This window comes from Mesorhizobium vachelliae, from assembly GCF_033977325.1.
In the GTDB taxonomy this organism is placed as follows: domain Bacteria; phylum Pseudomonadota; class Alphaproteobacteria; order Rhizobiales; family Rhizobiaceae; genus Mesorhizobium; species Mesorhizobium vachelliae.
On record NZ_JAVIIR010000011.1, the window covers coordinates 1 to 17,151 of the forward strand.

The window sequence follows — 17,151 nt, forward strand, 5'->3', positions numbered from 1 at the left end:
CGCGCGGGAACTTGCCCACCATGCGCTCGAGATCGGCGAAGACGCGGTAGCGACGCTCGGCATGGAGCTGGTCGATCGCATCTTCGAAGAACCGCTGGTAATTCATGTCGACTTCCCAATTTCGCGGCGGATCATAGTCACTGCCCTATGCCGCGTCCACCGCGCCCAACCGGTCAAAATGCCACGCCCTTGCCCTGTTCCTAACGACGCCGGATCGTGGCCTATTCCCGGCTGTTTGAAGCAGTTTTGTTTCAGTACGATGCCTCGGACGGGAGGAACTGTTACGGACTTAACATTATAGGGAGGCATATGCATATCGCCCAAAAGTGCACAGCGACTTTGGGCGAACGACATGTGGTTTAACGGGCTTGCGGCGGGGTTTCCAGCACGGTGGCTGTTGAGACAGTTTCCGATAAATCTTGATCAGCGAGGTAGATGATGACGGTTTTGGTGACGGGCGGTGCCGGTTATATCGGCAGCCACATGGTCTGGGAGCTGCTGGACGCTGGCGAGAGCGTCGTGGTGCTCGATCGGCTTTCCACCGGCTTCGAATGGGCGGTGGCCCCGGAAGCAAAGCTCGTCGTCGGCGACGTCGCCGACCGCGACCTGGTCGGCCGGATCATCCGCGAGAACAAGGTCGATGCCATCATCCACTTCGCCGGCTCGATCGTGGTGCCGGAATCGGTCGCCGATCCGCTTGGCTATTACGAGAACAACACCTGCAAGACCCGCACCCTGATCGAGACCGCGGTGCGCGAAGGCGTGCCGAATTTCATCTTCTCCTCAACGGCGGCCGTCTATGGCGGCGCCGGGCTGGAGCCGGTGCGTGAGGATGCGCGCCTTGCGCCGGAATCGCCTTACGGCCTTTCCAAGCTGATGAGCGAATGGATGCTACGCGATGCGGCGCTGGCGCATGACATCCGCTACACGGCGCTGCGCTATTTCAACGTCGCCGGCGCCGACCCGAAGGGTCGCACCGGACAGTCGACGCCCGGCGCCACGCATCTGATCAAGGTCGCCTGCGAGACAGTGCTCGGCAAACGCCCCTTCATGCAGGTTTTCGGCACCGACTATCCGACGCCGGACGGCACCTGCATGCGCGACTATATCCATGTCAGCGATCTCGCCGCCGCGCATCGGCTGGCGCTGCAGCGGCTGCGCGATGGAGGCGAGAGCCTCATCGCCAATTGCGGCTACAGCCACGGCTATTCCGTGCTCGAGGTGATCGACAGCGTGCGCCGCGCCTTCGGCCATGACTTCGATGTGCGCATGGGGGATCGCCGGCCGGGCGACGCCGCCGCGGTGGTCGCCAATTCCGAGCTTGCCCGCAAGGAGCTAGGCTGGACGCCGCAGCGCGACGATCTGGACCTGATCGTCAACGACGCATTGGCCTGGGAGCGGATCCTGACGACAAAGAATTCCGTTCGAAACTGACATATTGGGCCAAGGGCTCGTCCAGCGCTCTTAGACGCGGTATTGAGGCTCGTTCGGGCCAGCGTGCAGACGCACGCCGCCCTGTTCGATCCTGAGGGGACGGCATGAAGGTCTTGGTTCTCGGCGCCGGCGTGGTTGGCACGGCGGCTGCCTACTATCTGGCTAAGGACGGTCACGAGGTGACGGTGATCGAGCGCCATGAAGCGGCGGCGTGCGGCACCAGCCAGTCGAATGCCGGTCTGGTGTCGCCGGGCGACGCCACCGCCTGGGCCTCGCCCGCCGCGCTGAAGACCTTCCTGCGCGCGCTCTGGAACCACGATCTCGGCATCAAGGTCAGGCTGCGCCTCGATCCGTATTTCTACGCCTGGAGCCTGCGTTTCCTGCGCGAATGCACGGTGGCGCGGCTGCGCGCCAACACGCAGGTCAAGCTCAGGCTCGCCCTCTATTCCCGCGACTGCATCAATCAGCTGTCGGAGACGACCGGCATCCATTACGACGAGCGCAAGAAGGGCATCCTCTACTTCTTCCGCACGCAGAAGAGCCTCGACACCGGCACCGACAACTACCGCTATCTGGGAGAACACGGACTGCCGATCGAGATCGTCGGCCGCGACCGGCTGGTCGAGCTGGAGCCTGGGCTCGCGGGCGTCAAGGAAAAGATCGCCGGCGGTGTCTACTCGCCGATCGACCAGACCGGCGATTCCAAGCAGCTCGCTGACAAGCTGTCCGCCTACGCGGCGGAAAAACTCGGCGTCAAATTCCTGTTCGGCACGACGGTTCAGGGCCTAGACATCGAGGGGGACCGGGTGCGCGCGGTCATGACCTCGGCAGGCCCGGTCACGGGCGACGCCATCGTCATCTGCATGGGGCCGGAAAGTGGCTTGCTCGGTCGCCGTTACGGCATCGACCTGCCTGTTTACCCGGTGAAGGGCTACACGGTCACCGTCCCGTTGGAGGACGAAGGCAAGGGGCCGACCATGGGCGGCGCCGACGAGGACCGGCTGATCGGCTATTCGAGGCTCGGCAATCGCCTGCGCATGTCCTCGACCGCCGAATTCACCGGCTTCGACCGCAGCTTCAAGCCGGGCGATTTCAGGACCATCCTGGAAACCGGCAAGGATCTTTTCCCTGGCGCCTTCGACGAGAAGAAGGCGCTGCTGTGGGCCGGCCTGAGGCCGATGATGCCGAGTTCGGTGCCTGTCTTCGGTCAGGCGAAATACCGCAACCTCTATCTCGACACCGGCCACGGCCATCTCGGCTGGACGATGGCCTGCGGCTCGGGAAAATTCCTGTCCGACCTCGTCGCCGGCCGCAAGCCGGAGATCGATCCGCAAGGGCTGCTCTACGGGCGCTGAGCAGATACGCGGCCTCTTAGAGCTTTGCAGCCTGCCGCCACGCGTTTGCGTATTCGCCCCACGCGCGCTCGGCCGGCGGGTCGGTTCGCTCGCCCTTGCTCGTCGCCGTGACGCCGTCCGAGGCCAGCAGCGCCGCGCCGATGCTTGTCCCGGTCGAGGTCTCCGACGCAACGACCGGTCTTCCAGTCGCTGCCGCCAGCATGCGGATGAAAAGCGGGTTGTGTGCGAAAGGTCCCTCGACCGTCGTCGATCCGTCGCCGCCGATCAGTTCCAGGCAGGTCGCTGTCATCAGCGCCAGGTAGAACGAGATGGCGGCGAAGCGCTGGCCGGGGGTTAGGCCGTCGGCATTGATCCACTGTGCGTCGCGATGCGGGAAAGGCCCCGACCCCTGTTGGGTGGAAGGCAGCAGCAAGACCTGGCGCGCCAGAACGGCGGCAATATCGGCTTCGCTCCATTCCTGTGGCTGGCCCTCGGCCAGCAAGGAAAACTCGCGTCCGCCCATGAAGCGCGCCGACGGCACGGGATCGCCGAGCGCGTTGACATTGACCAGCGTGTCGCGCGCTGCATCGAGCTCCACCTTCCGGCCGCCCACCGCCATCGACACCACCCACGTGCCGGTCGAGACGACGGAGAAGGGCGGCGCGTCGGACAACAGATGCGGCAGCAGCGAGGCGTTGGAATCGTGCAGGCCGCAGAATACCGGGGTCCGCGGGTCGAGCCCTGTCCGTCGGGCAATCGCCGGCAGGATCGATCCCAGCCTGTCCTTCGCCGGGCGCACCGGCGCCATCAGCGGACGCCAGCCCAACCTGTCGACCAGCGAGGAATAGTCGGACGCCCAGGGGTTCCACAGATCGGTATGGCAGCCGAGCGACGTCACCTCATTGGCGGCGACGCCGGTCAGCCGCAGCGCCCAATATTGCGGGTACATCAGCATCGCGGCGGTCCCGGCGAAGTCCACCGGGAAGCGCTTTTGCTGCCAGAAGAACTGCGCGCCGAGATTGAGGCCGATCGGCAGCCGCGGCGTGCCGGTCTCGGCGAAGGGCGGACGCACGGCGTCATAATCGGCAGCAAGCTGGTCGGGGCCGTCGAATTCGTAATCGAGCACCGGCAGCACCAGCTCGCCTGAGCGATCGACCAGCGCCCCGGTCGCGCCATGCGTGGTGATCGATATCGCATCGATCCGCCGTTCGCGGTCGAGATCGGCGAGGCTGCTCAGGATGAAGGTCCACAGCGCCTCGACATCGTGATGCGGGTAGGGCGCCTGCCGCACGGGCGCATTCGCGGCACGGCGCAGCGCGATCTCGCTCAGTGTCGCGAGATCGACCAGCGCCACCTTGGCGTTGGTCTTGCCGATATCGATGACGGCGACGATCATGCCATATGGAACATTGTTTCCAGCGGCACCGCCACCGGCTCGTTGTCGGGCCTGGTCTCCATGAGGTCGGCCATATGCGCCCACCAGCGCTGCATCACGGGATGCTTGGGCAGGTCCGCCATGCCGTGATCGTCACGCCGCCACAGCACCCCGAACAGGATGTTGGTCGCCTCGTCGAGATGGATCGAATAGTCGGAGACGCCGGCCTGCTTCAGAAGCACAACCAGCTCGGGCCATATCTCGTCGTGACGGCGCTTGTATTCGGCCTTCATGCCGGGATTGAGCTTCATCTTGAAGGCGTATTTTTCCATCAGGCGAAGCGCCCTTCGCGCAGCCGCCGCCACACGATCGGCAGCGCGATGACGATGATCAGCAACAGGCCGATGAAGATCGACATGACGATGCCGGGAACGTTGAGAAGTCCGAGGCCGAACGTCACCAGTCCCATGATGAAGGCGGCGAGCACGACACCCAGGATGCTGCCCGCGCCGCCGAGGATCGACACACCCCCAAGCACCACCATGGTGATCGCTTCGAGCTCATAGCCCTGCGCGATGGACGGCCGCGTCGAGCCGAGCCGCGAGGTGATCAGCATCGAGGCGATGCCCGACATCAGCCCGGTCAGGCAGAACAGGATGAATTTTATCCGGTCGACGCGCACGCCGGAGAACTGGCAGGCGACCGGATTGTTGCCGATGGCGAGGACGCGTCGACCGAAGCTCGTGCGGTGCAGCACGAACCAGTAGATCAAAGCCGCGACGAGGAACAGCGCCAGCTCGAACGAGAAAACCCACCAGACATAACCCTGGCCGAAGAAGGCGAAGCTTTCCGGATAGCCCTTATAGGCCTGGTCGCCGAGGATGATGAAGGCGATGCCGCGGAACAGGCTCATCGTGCCGATGGTGACGACGATGGAAGGCAGGCCAAGCCTGGTGACCAGCAGCCCATTGAAAGCGCCGCAGCCAAGCCCGACGACGATGCCGATCGCCACCAGCACCGGCGTGCCGGCGCCGGCCTGCACGGCCATGCCCATCATCGTCGAGGCTAAAGCCACGATCGCCGCGACCGACAGGTCGATCTCGCCAGAGATGATCAGCAGCGCCATCGCAAGCGCGATCAGGCCCTTTTCGGTGAAGTTGAAAGTGAGGTCCGACAGCGACCACGGATCGAGGAAATAGGGCGAGGCAAAGCTGTTCACCGCGAAGATAAGGATCGCGATGATGACGAGCAGCGCTTCCCACGAGAAGATCGCCGACGACAGCGGCTTGTCGAGCCGGTCGGGGATATGGCGCGGAGCAGGGGTGTCGGTCATGCCGCTTCCGCCTTTCTCAAGATGATGCGGCCCTGCCGGCGCTCGCCGCGCGCGTTGAGCACCACGGCCAGGATGATGGCGCTGCCCGAGATCGCCATCTGCCAGAAGGGCGAGATGTTGATGACCGGCAGCGCGTTGGAGATGATGCCGAGGAACAGCGCGCCGAGCACCGCGCCGCCGACCGAGCCGATGCCGCCGGCGATCGAGATGCCGCCGATGACGCATGCAGCGATGATGTTTAGCTCATAGCCGTTGGCGACCTCGACCGAGGCGATCACATAGCGCGAGATCCAGAGATAGCCGGCCAGCCCTCCGATCATGCCGGAGATGCAGAAGACGATGAATTTTGTGCGGCCGACATCGATCCCCGCATAGACCGAGGCGGTCGGGTTGACGCCGATGGCATAGATCGAGCGGCCGGTCGCGGTCCGCGTCATCACCAGGAAGAACAGCGCGATCACGATGATGGCGATCCAGGACAGCACCGGCAGGCCGAGAAAGGCGGCGCGCTGGAAGTTGATGAAGGCGGGGCTCATCTGGTCGGCATTGACCCAGGCGCCGCCGGAGACGACGAAAGTGGCGCCGCGATAGATGGTGAGCGTGCCCAGCGTCACCACGATCGACGGGATGTTCAGCCGCCACACCAGGAAGCCGTTGATGGCGCCGAGCACCAGGCCGACGGCGAGAGCGATGACGATCAGCACCGGGATCGGGATCGCCGGATGCGCGGCATTCAGCATCGCCACCACCATGCCGGTGAAGCAGAGATTGGACGCCATCGAGAGGTCGATCGAGCGCGTCAGGATCACCACCATCTGGCCCAGCGCCAGGATCATCAGGATCGACGTGTCGTTGAACACCTGCCGCAGATTGGCGGGGTCGGCGAAGCCGGGGAAGCGCGTCGAGATCAGCCCGATCAGAACGACGATGCCGGCAAGCAGCCAGATTTCACGGTATTTGAGGAAGCTCTTCATGCCGCGATCCCCGCTGCCGTTCGAACCAGCGTTTCGGCGTCGAGACCCTTGTTGTCGTAGGTCGCCGCGATACGGCCTTCGCGCATGACCACGACGCGGTCTGACATGCCGAGGATTTCGGGCAGTTCCGATGATACCATGATCACCGACAAGCCTTGTGCGACCAACTCCGCCATGAAGCCGTGCACGGCGGCCTTGGAGCCGATGTCTATGCCCTTGGTCGGCTCGTCGAGGATGATCACCTTCGGCGTCGTCGCCAGCCATTTGGCGATGACCACCTTCTGCTGATTGCCGCCCGAAAGCGTGCCGACATCCTGGCTGAGCGAGGAGGCGCGCAGATCAAGCCGCTCGGTGTAGGAGCGGGCCAGCGAGAACTCTTCCGCGAGCCTCAGCATACCGGATTTCGAGGTGCGCGCCAGCGAAGGCAGCGACACGTTCTGGAAGATCGGCAGGCCGATTACCACGCCCTGCTTGCCGCGTTCTTCCGGCACATAGACGATGCCGGCCTCGATCGAATCCGCCGCCGATTTCGGCGCGATCGTCTGGCCGTCCAGCGAAATCGCGCCTCGGCTGGTGCGCGTGATGCCGGCGATCGCCTGCATCACCTCGCTGCGGCCGGCGCCGACCAGCCCGTAGAAGCCGAGGATCTCGCCCTTGCGCAATTCGAAGCCGATGTCGTCGAATTCGGTCGGGTGCGACAGGCCGGAGACGGAGAGAACCGGCGCCCCGATCTTCGGCTCGCGTTGCGGGAAAATGTTGTCGACGTTGCGGCCGACCATCATGCGCACGATCTCGTTCTGGCCGCTGTCCTTGAGCAGGCCTTCGCCCACCATCTCGCCGTCGCGGAAGACGGTGTAGCGGTCGGCGATGCGGTAGATCTCGTCGAACTTGTGGCTGATGAAGAGAACCGCCTTGCCCTCGCTCTTCAGGAATTCGATCAAAAGGAAAAGCTCCTCGATCTCCTTCATCGAAAGCGCGGCGGTCGGCTCGTCCATGATGACGATGCGCGCGTCGATCGACATCGCGCGGGCGACGGCCACGAGGTGCTTGTTGGCAATGCCGAGGTCTTTCAGCCGCGTGTCGGCGTCTATATGACCGGCGCGCATCGTTTCCAGCACCTCGCGCGCATTTTTGCGCATGGTGCGCCAGTCGATGGTGCCGAAGCGGGTGCGCGGCGCGTGGCCGAGGAAGATGTTCTCGGCGACCGAGAGGTCATCGAACAGCACGGTTTCCTGATGGATGGCAGTGATGCCGTGGCCGAAGGCGGCATGCGCGCTGGGCAGCGCGGTTGTCTGGCCGTCGATGCCGATCTCGCCGGAATCCGGCTGGTAGATGCCGGTCATGATCTTGACCAGCGTCGACTTGCCAGCGCCGTTCTCGCCGATTAGCGCCGTGACCTGGCCCGGATAAAGCGACAGGCTGACATTATGCAGCGCGCGCACGCCCGGGAAACTTTTCGAGATGCCTGAGAGCGTCAGGCGAGGGGTGGAGGCCGGGGGGCGCTCGTCTACTTTGCCGTGATGGGCCGTCGTATCCATAATCGTATCAAGCCCGTCTATATTCCGTGTTGACTCCCCCTCACCCGACCTCCGCTTCGCTCGGTCGACCTCTCCCCGAGGGGAGAGGAGGCTTGCGAGCTTGGCTCCAGGCTCTTCTCCCCACCGGGGAGAAGGTGGCCGCGAAGCGGCCGGATGAGGGGGCAGCGCCGTCAGTCCGAGATCAATAGATCTTCGAGAACTTCTCGATGTTGGTCTTGTCGAACTGGAAGGGCGGAGCCATCGCAGCCGAGTTGGTGTCGTCGAGCGTCACCTTGCCGACGCGGCCGATCGACAGCGTGGCGCCGGGCTTGGCCTTTTCCTTCTTCACCGCCAGGTCATGGGCGAGGTAGATCGCCGAGTAGCCGAGGTCGATCGGGTTCCACAGCGCAACCGCCTGGCTGGCACCGTTGTCGATGAACTTCTTGAACTCCGACGGCAGCGCAAGGCCGGTGACGTTGACCTTCCCGATCAGATTCTCGTCGGTGACGACCTGCGCGGCGGCGACGACGCCGACGGTGGTCGGCGCGATGATCGCCTTGAGGTTCGGATAAGACTTCAAGAGGCCCTTGGCTTCGTCGGTGCTCTTGGCCGAGTCGTCATCTCCATAGACGGTGGCGACCAGCTTGATCTTCGGGAACTTCTCCGGCAGCACCTTCTTGGCCGCCTCGATCCAGGCGTTCTGGTTGGTCGCGGTCGAGGAGGCCGAGAGGATCGCGACGTCGCCGCCTTCAGGCAGATAGTCGGCGGCGAGCTTGATGATCGTCTCGCCGATCAAGCCGGTGTCGGACGGGTTGAGGTGGAGCTGGCGGCCTTCTTTGGCGACACCCGAGTCCCACGAGATCACGGTGATGCCGCGCTCCATCGCCTTCTTCAGCACCGGTACCAGCGCGTCGGCGTCATTGGCCGAGACGGCGATCGCGTTGACCTTCTGCGCGATCAGCGAGTTGATGACCTCAATCTGCGCTTCGGCGGTCGCCTTGGTCGGGCCGGTGTAGATGACATCGACGTCGCCCAGTTCCTTGGCCGCTTCCTCGGCGCCCTTGTTGGCGGCGTCGAAGAAGCCGTTGCCCAGCGACTTCACCACCAGCGCGATCTTGACGTTCTCGGCATAGGCGGCATTCACGAACATGGCGGCGGAAAAGGCCGCCGTAACCAGCAGTTTCTTCAAAAAGCTCATCGAATATCCTCCCTTGAGCGTTGCATTCCATCGCCGCTGCGGGCGCGAGTTTGTCTCAGGCCTGCAGTGAAGATTCTTCCTTGTCGCTTGACTGTCTGCGGGCGACGACGAGCGCCACACCCGCCGTTTCCAGCATCTTGGCCTCGCGGTCCTCGATGCCCTCGTCGGTGATCACGGTCGCGATGCGCGACAGCCCGCACAGGATCAGGCTGGAGCGCATGCGGAATTTCGAGGAATCGACCAGCACCACCAATTCGTCGGCCTGGTCGATCAGTTTCTGCTCGGCCTGGATCAGCAGCGGATCGCCTTCCATCAGCCCGAGCGGTCCCAACCCTTGAGCTCCCATGAACATGCGGCGCGCATAGAAGTTGCGCGTCACGTCATTGTCGAAGGGTGACAGGATGATGTTCTGCTCGCGATAGATTGTGCCGCCAGACAGCATCACCGTGTTCTTCGAATGCTTGAGCAGGTGCTCGGCGATCGGGAAGGAATTGGTGAAGATCGGCATGCGGCGTCCGGTCAGGAAATGCACCATCTGGAAGGTGGTGGTGCCGCCATTGATGATGATCGGCTCGCCGTCCGTGCAAAGGTTGACCGCCTCGCGCGCGATCGCCCGCTTCTGCGCGGCGTTCAGCGTCTCGTTGACCGAGAAGGGCCGGCCGGCAAGGCCGATGAACTGCGGCGGCGAGATCGCCTCGGCGCCGCCGCGCACCCGGCGCAGGCGCTTTTGCACATGCAGCGCCGCGATGTCGCGCCGGATCGTCGCCTCGGAGGAGTCCGTCAGCTCGACCATCTCCTGCACCGTCACCACAGGCTTTTCCTGGACGGCGGACAGAATGATCCTGTGGCGTTCTTTTTCGTGCATGGTTCCTCCCAGCCCAGGCATCAGGCCTTAGAAAACGCGCAGTGTCAATCATTTCCGATCAAATATTTTCATTGTGCAGTGCAATATGATCGATATTGATCGTTTGTGATTGACAAGCGAGGCGCTTGCGTAGACATTCCCGAGCGAGAAATGAGGGGCGCGGGTTCGCGTTCCAAGGGAGGATACCTATGCTCGACAAGCGCTCCGGCTCGCGCCTCGCCAACCTTTGGGACGATGCAAAAGCCGAAGGGATGAGCGGTCCTGAGCTCCTGGTCTATCGCTCGAACACGCTGGGCTCCGACAAGCGCGTCACCAATTATGGCGGCGGCAACACCTCGTCCAAGGTCTGGCAGAAGGACCCACTCACTGGCGAGGAGGTGGAAGTCCTGTGGGTCAAGGGCTCGGGCGGCGACAGCGCCTCGATCAAGCTTGACGGTTTCGCCACCCTCTACATGGACAAGCTGCGCGCCATCAAAGCTCTTTATCGCGGCGTCGAGCATGAGGACGAGATGGTGGGCTATCTGCCCCACTGCACCTTCAACCTCAATCCGCGCGCGGCCTCCATCGACACGCCGCTGCACGCTTACGTGCCGAAGGCTTGCGTCGACCATATGCATCCCGACGCCATCATCGCGGTCGCCGCGGCCAAGGATTCCAAGGCGATCACCAAGGAGATCTTCGGCGACGCCATCGGCTGGCTGCCCTGGAAGCGGCCGGGCTTCGAACTGGGCCTCTGGCTGGAGAAATTCTGCCTCGAAAATCCGGATGCCAAGGGCGTCGTGCTCGAAAGCCACGGCCTCTTCACCTGGGGTGACACGCCAAAGGAGTGCTATGAGACGACGATCTCGGTGATCAACCAGGCGATCGACTGGTTCGAACGCAAGTCTGAGGGCAAGGCGATCTTCGGCGGCGAGGTGGTCAAGTCGCTCGACGCCCCGGCGCGCCGCGCCATCGCCGCCAAGCTGATGCCGCGCATCCGCGGCCTGATCTCTGAGAAGAGCCACAAGCTCGGCCATTTCGACGACCAGCCGGCCGTGCTCGAATTCATCAATTCGAAGGACTTGCGGCCGCTGGCGGCGCTGGGCACATCCTGCCCCGATCACTTCCTGCGCACCAAGATCCGGCCGCTGGTGATCGAGTTCGATCCGGCAAAGCCGGATGTCGACGCCGTCATCGCGCGCCTGGCGGACGACATCGCCGAATACCGCGTCGGCTACCAGGCTTACTACGACAGCTGCAAGCACGCGGACTCGCCCGCCATCCGCGATCCCAATCCGGTCGTCTATCTGATGCCCGGCGTCGGTATGTTCACCTTCGCCGGCGACAAGGCGACGGCGCGCATCTCCGGCGAGTTCTATGTCAACGCCATCAATGTCATGCGCGGCGCCTCCACGGTCTCGTCCTATGTCGGCCTGCCGGCGCAGGAAGCCTTCGACATCGAATATTGGCAGCTCGAGGAAGCAAAGCTCCAGCGCCTGCCCAAGCCGAAGGCGCTGGCCGGCCAGATCGCGCTGGTCACCGGCGGCGCCGGCGGCATCGGCCGCGCCACCGCCAACCGGCTGCTGCGCGAAGGCGCCTGCGTGGTGCTTGCCGATATCGACGAGGCGGCATTGGCCAACGCCAATGAGGAGCTGTCGAAGGCGTTCGGCAAGGACTTCGTCCGTCCGGTGCGGATCGATGTAACCTCCGAGGACCAGGTGCTTTCCGGTTTCGCCGAAACGTCGGTCGAGTTCGGCGGCATCGACATTCTGGTCTCCAATGCCGGCCTGGCGTCCTCGGCGCCGATCGAGGAAACGACACTCGCCTTGTGGAACAAGAACATGGACATCCTGTCCACCGGCTATTTCCTCGTCTCGCGCGAGGCCTTCCGGCTGTTCCGCGCCCAGAAGATCGGCGGCAACGTCGTCTTCGTCGCTTCCAAGAACGGGCTCGCCGCGTCGCCGAACGCGTCTGCCTATTGCACCGCCAAGGCGGCCGAGATCCATCTGGCCCGCTGCCTGGCGCTGGAAGGCGCGGAAGCGCAGATCAGGGTCAACGTCGTCAATCCGGACGCGGTGCTGCGCGGCTCCAAGATCTGGACCGGCGAGTGGAAGGAACAGCGCGCCGCCGCCTACAAGATGTCGACCGACGATCTCGAGGAGCATTACCGCTCGCGCTCGATGCTGAAGCGCTCGGTCTTCCCGGAAGACATCGCCGAGGCGATCTACTTCTTCGCCTCCGACATGTCCGCCAAGTCGACCGGCAACATCGTCAACGTCGACGCAGGCAACGCGCAGAGTTTTACGCGCTAAGCGCACTTTCCCTACTCCCCGTTCCTGGGGAGTTGAGGAGTGGTCCGCGTAGCGGACGAAAAGCCAATTGCTTGGCTTTTCGAAAGACAAAGCCGGTAGGCGGATGAGGGGCAGCGCCGGCCGAACGCATTCTTGGGAGGAATTGCAGTGTCCGAAACGATCATCTCGACTGACGCCGTCGAAAAGAGTAACGCCAAGCGCAAAGCCGACCTCGACCGCGACTACGCTTCCCTCGGCGAGCGTCTCGATCGCCGCGGCATCGCCATCGACGCGATCCGCGACAAGGTCGAGAAATTCGGCGTGGCGATCCCATCTTGGGGCGTCGGCACTGGCGGCACGCGCTTTGCCCGCTTTCCGGGCCCCGGCGAGCCGCGCGACATCTTCGACAAGATCGAGGACTGCGCCGTCATTGCCCAGCTGACGCAGGCGACGCCGACCGTTTCGCTGCACATCCCATGGGACAAGGCCGACCCGAACCGGCTGAAGCAGGCTGCCTCGCGTTTCGGCCTCGGCTTCGACGCCATGAACTCGAACACCTTCTCTGACGCAAAGGACCAGAAGCTTTCCTACAAGTTCGGTTCGCTCTCGCACGCCGATGCCGGCACGCGCCGTCAGGCGGTCGAGCACAATCTCGAATGTATCGAGATCGGCAGGACGCTTGGATCGAAGGCGCTGACGGTGTGGATCGGCGACGGTTCCAACTTCCCCGGCCAGGTCAATTTCGCAAAAGCCTTCGAGCGTTATCTCGAAGCCATGCGCGACATCTATGCCGGCCTGCCGGACGACTGGCGGCTGTTCACCGAACACAAGATGTACGAGCCGGCCTTCTATTCGACGGTCGTGCAGGACTGGGGTACCAACTACATCATCGCCAGGGAGCTCGGCGACAAGGCTTTTTGCCTGGTCGACCTCGGCCACCATGCGCCCAACGTCAACATCGAGATGATCGTGTCGCGGCTGATCCAGTTCGGCAAGCTGGGCGGCTTCCACTTCAACGATTCCAAATATGGTGACGACGACCTCGATGCCGGCTCGATTGATCCCTACCGGCTGTTCCTCGTCTTCAACGAACTGGTCGATGCGGAGCTTTCGGGCGCCAAAGGCTTCCACCCCGCGCATATGCTCGACCAGAGCCACAACGTCACCGACCCGATCGAAAGCCTGATGCTGTCGGCGGTCGAGGTGCAGCGCGCCTACGCTCAGGCGCTGCTGGTCGACCGCAAGGCGCTCGAAAGTTTCCAGGAGGCCAATGACGCGCTGATGGCGACACAGACGCTTAAGGCAGCCTACCGCACCGATGTCGAGCCGATCCTCGCCATGGCGCGGCTCAGGACCGGCGGCGCCATCGATCCTGTCGCCGCCTATCGCGAGGCCGGCTACCGGGCGAAGGTCGCGGCGGAGCGGCCGGCGGTTGCGGGTGGTGGCGGCGGCATCGTCTGACACACTCCCCCTCATCCGGCCGCTTCGCGGCCACCTTCTCTCCGAGGGGAGAAGAAGTCGGCGCCGGCGTAGGCTCCTCTCCCCTTGGGGAGAGGTCGGATTGCCCGAATTGCTCTTGCAATTCGACTTGGCAATCCGGGTGAGGGGCCTCTCGCACCCTACTTCAATTGTTATTGGACTAATCCGACCTGACGGTCTTTCCTAGACGCACCCAACCGCCAGGAGCACCGCCATGCCCTTGACTCGTCGGACGCTGATCGGCGTCATCCTTTCGCTTGCAATCACCCTCACGCCGTCGACCATCGTCTTCGCTGCCTCCCCCGCTCCCGCCAAGGGCGAGCACGGCATGGTGGTGACGGCCCAGCATCTCGCCACCGAGGTCGGCGTCGATGTGCTGAAGAAGGGCGGCAACGCGGTCGACGCCGCGGTCGCCGTCGGCTATGCGCTGGCCGTCGTCTATCCCAATGCCGGCAATATCGGCGGTGGCGGTTTCATGACCGTGCGCATGAAGGACGGCCGCACGACCTTCATCGATTTCCGCGAGCGCGCGCCGCTCGCCGCGACCAAGACCATGTATCTCGACAAGGACGGCAACCCGATGAAGGGCGCAAGCCTTGATGGTTATCTCGCCGTCGGCGTGCCGGGCTCGGTCGCCGGTTTCGAGACGGCGCGCGAGAAATACGGAACGCTGTCCAGGCAGGACCTGATGGCGCCGGCGATTGCCTACGCCAGGGACGGCTTCGTGCTCAACCAGGGCGACGCGGCTTCGTTCGCCGGCAGCGCCGGCCGGCTGGCAAAAGATCCGGCCGCCGCCGCCATCTTCCTGAAAAAGGACGGCAAGCCCTACGGTATCGGCGAGAAGCTGCTGCAGCCGGACCTTGCCGCCTCGCTGTCGGCGATCTCGGAAAAAGGCCCGGACGCCTTCTACAAGGGCGCCATTGCGGACGCCATCGTCAAGGCGAGCGGCGCCAAGGGTGGCATCCTCGCCAAGGGTGATTTCGAGCAATATGCGGTGCGCGAGCTGAAGCCCGTGACCTGCTCCTATCGTGGCTACGAGATCATTTCCTCTCCGCCGCCGAGCTCAGGCGGGGTCATCATCTGCGAGATCCTCAACGTGCTGGAGGGCTATCCGCTGTCCTATCTCGGCGCCGGCTCGGCCGAGACGGTCCACGTCATGGTCGAGGCCATGCGCCACGCCTATGTCGACCGCAATTCGGCGCTGGGCGACCCCGATTTCGTCGACAATCCGGTCTCGAAGCTGCTCGACAAGGCTTACGCGAAAGGTATTCGCGACAAGATCGATCCGTTCCGCGCCGGCGTCTCGAAGGACCTGATGCCGAAGGGCTTCGGCGAATCCAAGGAGACCACCCACTATTCGATCATCGACAATGACGGCAATGCCGTCGCCGTCACCTATACGCTGAACGGCTCCTTCGGCGCCGGCGTTGTCGCCGACGGCACCGGCATCCTGCTCAACAACGAGATGGACGATTTCACCCAGAAGCCGGGCGTGCCGAACCTCTACGGGCTGGTCCAGGGCGAGGCCAACGCCATCCAGCCGAAGAAGACGCCCTTGTCCTCGATGAGCCCGACGATCGTGACGAAGGACGGCAAGCCGTTCATGGTCATCGGCAGCCCGGGCGGCTCGCGCATCATCACCATCACGCTGGAGGCGATCGTCAACGTCATCGACCACGGCATGGACATCCAGCAGGCGATCGACGCGCCGCGCATCCACCATCAATGGCTGCCGGACACGGTCTATGTCGAGCCTTTCGGACTGTCGCCGGACACGGAGCGGCTGCTTGCCGGCATGGGCTACCATCTCGACCTGAGTGACGAGACCTGGGGACAGGCAGCCGGCATCCTTGTCGGCGGCAAGAGCCTGGCGGAGATCGGGAAGGGCGGCGGCGCGCGCTACAACGGCGCCATCGACAGCCGCGCGGCCGCCGGTGAGGCGCTGGGATACTAGGCTCAGGGCCTATCAATGGCCGGCCATTTGACCGGCAATGGGTGCCGCCTCGACCAGCGCCACCCAACCGACCGCAGCGGCGGTGTTGTCATCGCCCGGCCAGGGAATGCGACCCTGGACGACCCATCGGCGCCACGATGGCTCAGGCCATTGAAGATTAATGGAAAATCGTTAGAAGGCGAAGAAGCGGACGCTGTCCCTGTATCTCTTAATATGCCCAGGCTCCTTGGGGCGGTGCTATAGTGGCGGTCGATGAATGAGTCAGAATTTTTCTTGGGTGGTTCCTACACGCGACGGAGCGCCGCACAGTCAAATAATTGCCGAAGAATATCGATGGATCGGGATTGAAATTCGGTATTTCGGCGATAGCCATTCATCGCCGCGATACATAGAAGATGTGCTTCGCAAAGTAGACTTGGCCACCACGCTATCCGTCAGGTTGGGGAGGTCGTATGTCGAAGGCATTCTGCCGAAGATTGCAGCCACTTCACGTATGGGATGGAAGCGGCTTTTCCGCAGGATCGCCTGTCGATGAATCCCTTTCGCTTCGCGACGTTCCAGCGGGCAAGGCTCGGCCCATCGGCTGGTGGCCGGCCGGCGGGAATCTTCATAACGCATGTGCTGAACGATCGAATACAGGCTCATTTTGACCGTCTCCGCAGCGAAACGCGGGAGATCATCGACTGGCAGTTCGCCTATAATCCGTGGACGTTGGGCGATCTCGTCGCCGGCCGAGGAGAATTCGAGATCGACCGGACCTCCGTGCGGGTGCGGCAAGCCGTGAATAACGGGAGCTTGTCGTCGGGCTATATGGACATCGTCCTCTTCTCTTTAGTGAAGTCTGCAAATCGGGAATTCGTTTGGGTTCTCGAATATGACGTCGACTTTGCCGGCCGGTGGCTCGATTTTTTCCAGCAGTTTTCAAACAACAGCGCGGACTTGCTGACGACGACGCTCAATACGCGTCGCCGCGACCCGCGCTGGGCATTCTGGAACTCGGCAAATGGACCGTGCCCGAAATCACGGTTCACGAGAGCATTTATGCCCATCATGCGCGTTTCGAGGCGCTTTATTGGCACCTACGAGGAGGCGCTTTCGACAGGCAAATGGAGTGGGCACTACGAATTCCTCGTGCCGACCATTGCGCGCGTTCATGGTCTGAGAATCGAGGACATCGGCGGGACCGGGCCGTTCGTGCCTTGGCGCCGAAGGAGACGAAACTATCTGAATGTGGCGAAGGACGCGCTTCTCAGTCCGGGGACATTCGTCTGGCGCCCATCGATGACGGCTTATTTTCACGAGGACGATACCGCCTTCAAGCGACGGGCCATGCTTTACCATCCGATCAAGGCCGACGTGGTCGAATGGGAGACCGAAGCACCTGTAGCGCTATCCGAGGCCATCTGATGCGGGCCTGG

13 protein-coding genes are annotated in these 17,151 nt (G+C 63.3%); 6 read left to right on the plus strand and 7 right to left on the minus strand.

Features of this window, described 5'->3' with window-relative positions; all coding sequences use genetic code 11:
- Nucleotides 1–438 precede the first annotated feature (438 nt).
- Both galE and RFM41_RS22110 read left to right on the plus strand, forming a co-directional pair.
- A complete protein-coding gene (gene galE, locus RFM41_RS22105; protein ID WP_320251375.1) occupies nt 439–1,434 on the plus strand; it encodes a UDP-glucose 4-epimerase GalE in 996 nt (331 codons plus the stop codon).
- A gap of 104 nt (nt 1,435–1,538) precedes the next feature.
- Nucleotides 1,539–2,789, plus strand: coding sequence for a D-amino acid dehydrogenase (locus RFM41_RS22110; protein WP_320251373.1), 1,251 nt, complete (start codon nt 1,539–1,541; stop codon nt 2,787–2,789).
- Between the two features lie 16 nt (nt 2,790–2,805).
- On the opposite strand, the gene RFM41_RS22115 is transcribed toward RFM41_RS22110, so the two are convergent.
- The 7 genes from RFM41_RS22115 to RFM41_RS22145 form a co-directional block, all read right to left on the minus strand.
- A complete protein-coding gene (locus RFM41_RS22115; protein WP_320251371.1) occupies nt 2,806–4,164 on the minus strand; it encodes an FGGY-family carbohydrate kinase in 1,359 nt (452 codons plus the stop codon).
- The gene (gene rhaM, locus RFM41_RS22120; protein ID WP_320251369.1) at nt 4,161–4,475 is read right to left on the minus strand and encodes an L-rhamnose mutarotase; all 315 of its coding nucleotides are present in this window, start codon (nt 4,473–4,475) and stop codon (nt 4,161–4,163) included. Before rhaM ends, RFM41_RS22115 begins: the two co-directional genes overlap by 4 nt.
- Nucleotides 4,475–5,476, minus strand: coding sequence for an ABC transporter permease (locus RFM41_RS22125; protein WP_320251368.1), 1,002 nt, complete (start codon nt 5,474–5,476; stop codon nt 4,475–4,477). Before RFM41_RS22125 ends, rhaM begins: the two co-directional genes overlap by 1 nt.
- Nucleotides 5,473–6,450, minus strand: a complete 978-nt coding sequence (locus RFM41_RS22130) for an ABC transporter permease (protein WP_320251366.1) — start codon at nt 6,448–6,450, stop codon at nt 5,473–5,475. Before RFM41_RS22130 ends, RFM41_RS22125 begins: the two co-directional genes overlap by 4 nt.
- A complete protein-coding gene (locus RFM41_RS22135) occupies nt 6,447–7,988 on the minus strand; it encodes a sugar ABC transporter ATP-binding protein (RefSeq protein ID WP_320251364.1) in 1,542 nt (513 codons plus the stop codon). The genes RFM41_RS22130 and RFM41_RS22135 overlap by 4 nt, the downstream gene beginning before the upstream one ends.
- Before the next feature lie 181 nt (nt 7,989–8,169).
- Nucleotides 8,170–9,165 carry a rhamnose ABC transporter substrate-binding protein gene (gene rhaS, locus RFM41_RS22140; protein WP_320251363.1) on the minus strand — a complete coding sequence of 332 codons (996 nt, stop codon included), beginning with the start codon at nt 9,163–9,165 and terminating at the stop codon, nt 8,170–8,172.
- Nucleotides 9,166–9,220: 55 nt separating this feature from the next.
- Nucleotides 9,221–10,030, minus strand: a complete 810-nt coding sequence (locus tag RFM41_RS22145; protein ID WP_320251361.1) for a DeoR/GlpR family DNA-binding transcription regulator — start codon at nt 10,028–10,030, stop codon at nt 9,221–9,223.
- 188 nt (nt 10,031–10,218) lie between these two features.
- Between RFM41_RS22145 and RFM41_RS22150 the strand changes: the two genes are divergently transcribed.
- The 4 genes from RFM41_RS22150 to RFM41_RS22165 all read left to right on the plus strand — a co-directional run bounded on the left by RFM41_RS22150 (nt 10,219) and on the right by RFM41_RS22165 (nt 17,140).
- Nucleotides 10,219–12,321 (plus strand): bifunctional rhamnulose-1-phosphate aldolase/short-chain dehydrogenase, encoded by a 2,103-nt coding sequence (locus tag RFM41_RS22150; protein WP_320251356.1) that lies wholly within the window; start codon nt 10,219–10,221, stop codon nt 12,319–12,321.
- Between the two features lie 147 nt (nt 12,322–12,468).
- Nucleotides 12,469–13,761 carry an L-rhamnose catabolism isomerase gene (rhaI, locus tag RFM41_RS22155; protein WP_320251354.1) on the plus strand — a complete coding sequence of 431 codons (1,293 nt, stop codon included), beginning with the start codon at nt 12,469–12,471 and terminating at the stop codon, nt 13,759–13,761.
- Nucleotides 13,762–13,993: 232 nt separating this feature from the next.
- Nucleotides 13,994–15,733, plus strand: a complete 1,740-nt coding sequence (gene ggt / locus RFM41_RS22160; protein ID WP_320251352.1) for a gamma-glutamyltransferase — start codon at nt 13,994–13,996, stop codon at nt 15,731–15,733.
- A gap of 531 nt (nt 15,734–16,264) precedes the next feature.
- A complete protein-coding gene (locus RFM41_RS22165; protein ID WP_320251350.1) occupies nt 16,265–17,140 on the plus strand; it encodes a hypothetical protein in 876 nt (291 codons plus the stop codon).
- Nucleotides 17,141–17,151 lie beyond the last annotated feature (11 nt).

Excerpts from the sequence above, each read along its gene's own strand:
- galE (WP_320251375.1), top strand. The coding sequence starts at position 439 with ATGACGGTTTTGGTGACGGGCGGTGCCGGTTATATCGGCAGCCACATG.
- RFM41_RS22110 (WP_320251373.1), top strand. The coding sequence starts at position 1,539 with ATGAAGGTCTTGGTTCTCGGCGCCGGCGTGGTTGGCACGGCGGCTGCC.
- RFM41_RS22115 (WP_320251371.1), bottom strand. The coding sequence starts at position 4,164 with ATGATCGTCGCCGTCATCGATATCGGCAAGACCAACGCCAAGGTGGCG.
- rhaM (WP_320251369.1), bottom strand. The coding sequence starts at position 4,475 with ATGGAAAAATACGCCTTCAAGATGAAGCTCAATCCCGGCATGAAGGCC.
- RFM41_RS22125 (WP_320251368.1), bottom strand. The coding sequence starts at position 5,476 with ATGACCGACACCCCTGCTCCGCGCCATATCCCCGACCGGCTCGACAAG.
- RFM41_RS22130 (WP_320251366.1), bottom strand. The coding sequence starts at position 6,450 with ATGAAGAGCTTCCTCAAATACCGTGAAATCTGGCTGCTTGCCGGCATC.
- RFM41_RS22135 (WP_320251364.1), bottom strand. The coding sequence starts at position 7,988 with ATGGATACGACGGCCCATCACGGCAAAGTAGACGAGCGCCCCCCGGCC.
- rhaS (WP_320251363.1), bottom strand. The coding sequence starts at position 9,165 with ATGAGCTTTTTGAAGAAACTGCTGGTTACGGCGGCCTTTTCCGCCGCC.
- RFM41_RS22145 (WP_320251361.1), bottom strand. The coding sequence starts at position 10,030 with ATGCACGAAAAAGAACGCCACAGGATCATTCTGTCCGCCGTCCAGGAA.
- RFM41_RS22150 (WP_320251356.1), top strand. The coding sequence starts at position 10,219 with ATGCTCGACAAGCGCTCCGGCTCGCGCCTCGCCAACCTTTGGGACGAT.
- ggt (WP_320251352.1), top strand. The coding sequence starts at position 13,994 with ATGCCCTTGACTCGTCGGACGCTGATCGGCGTCATCCTTTCGCTTGCA.
- RFM41_RS22165 (WP_320251350.1), top strand. The coding sequence starts at position 16,265 with ATGAATCCCTTTCGCTTCGCGACGTTCCAGCGGGCAAGGCTCGGCCCA.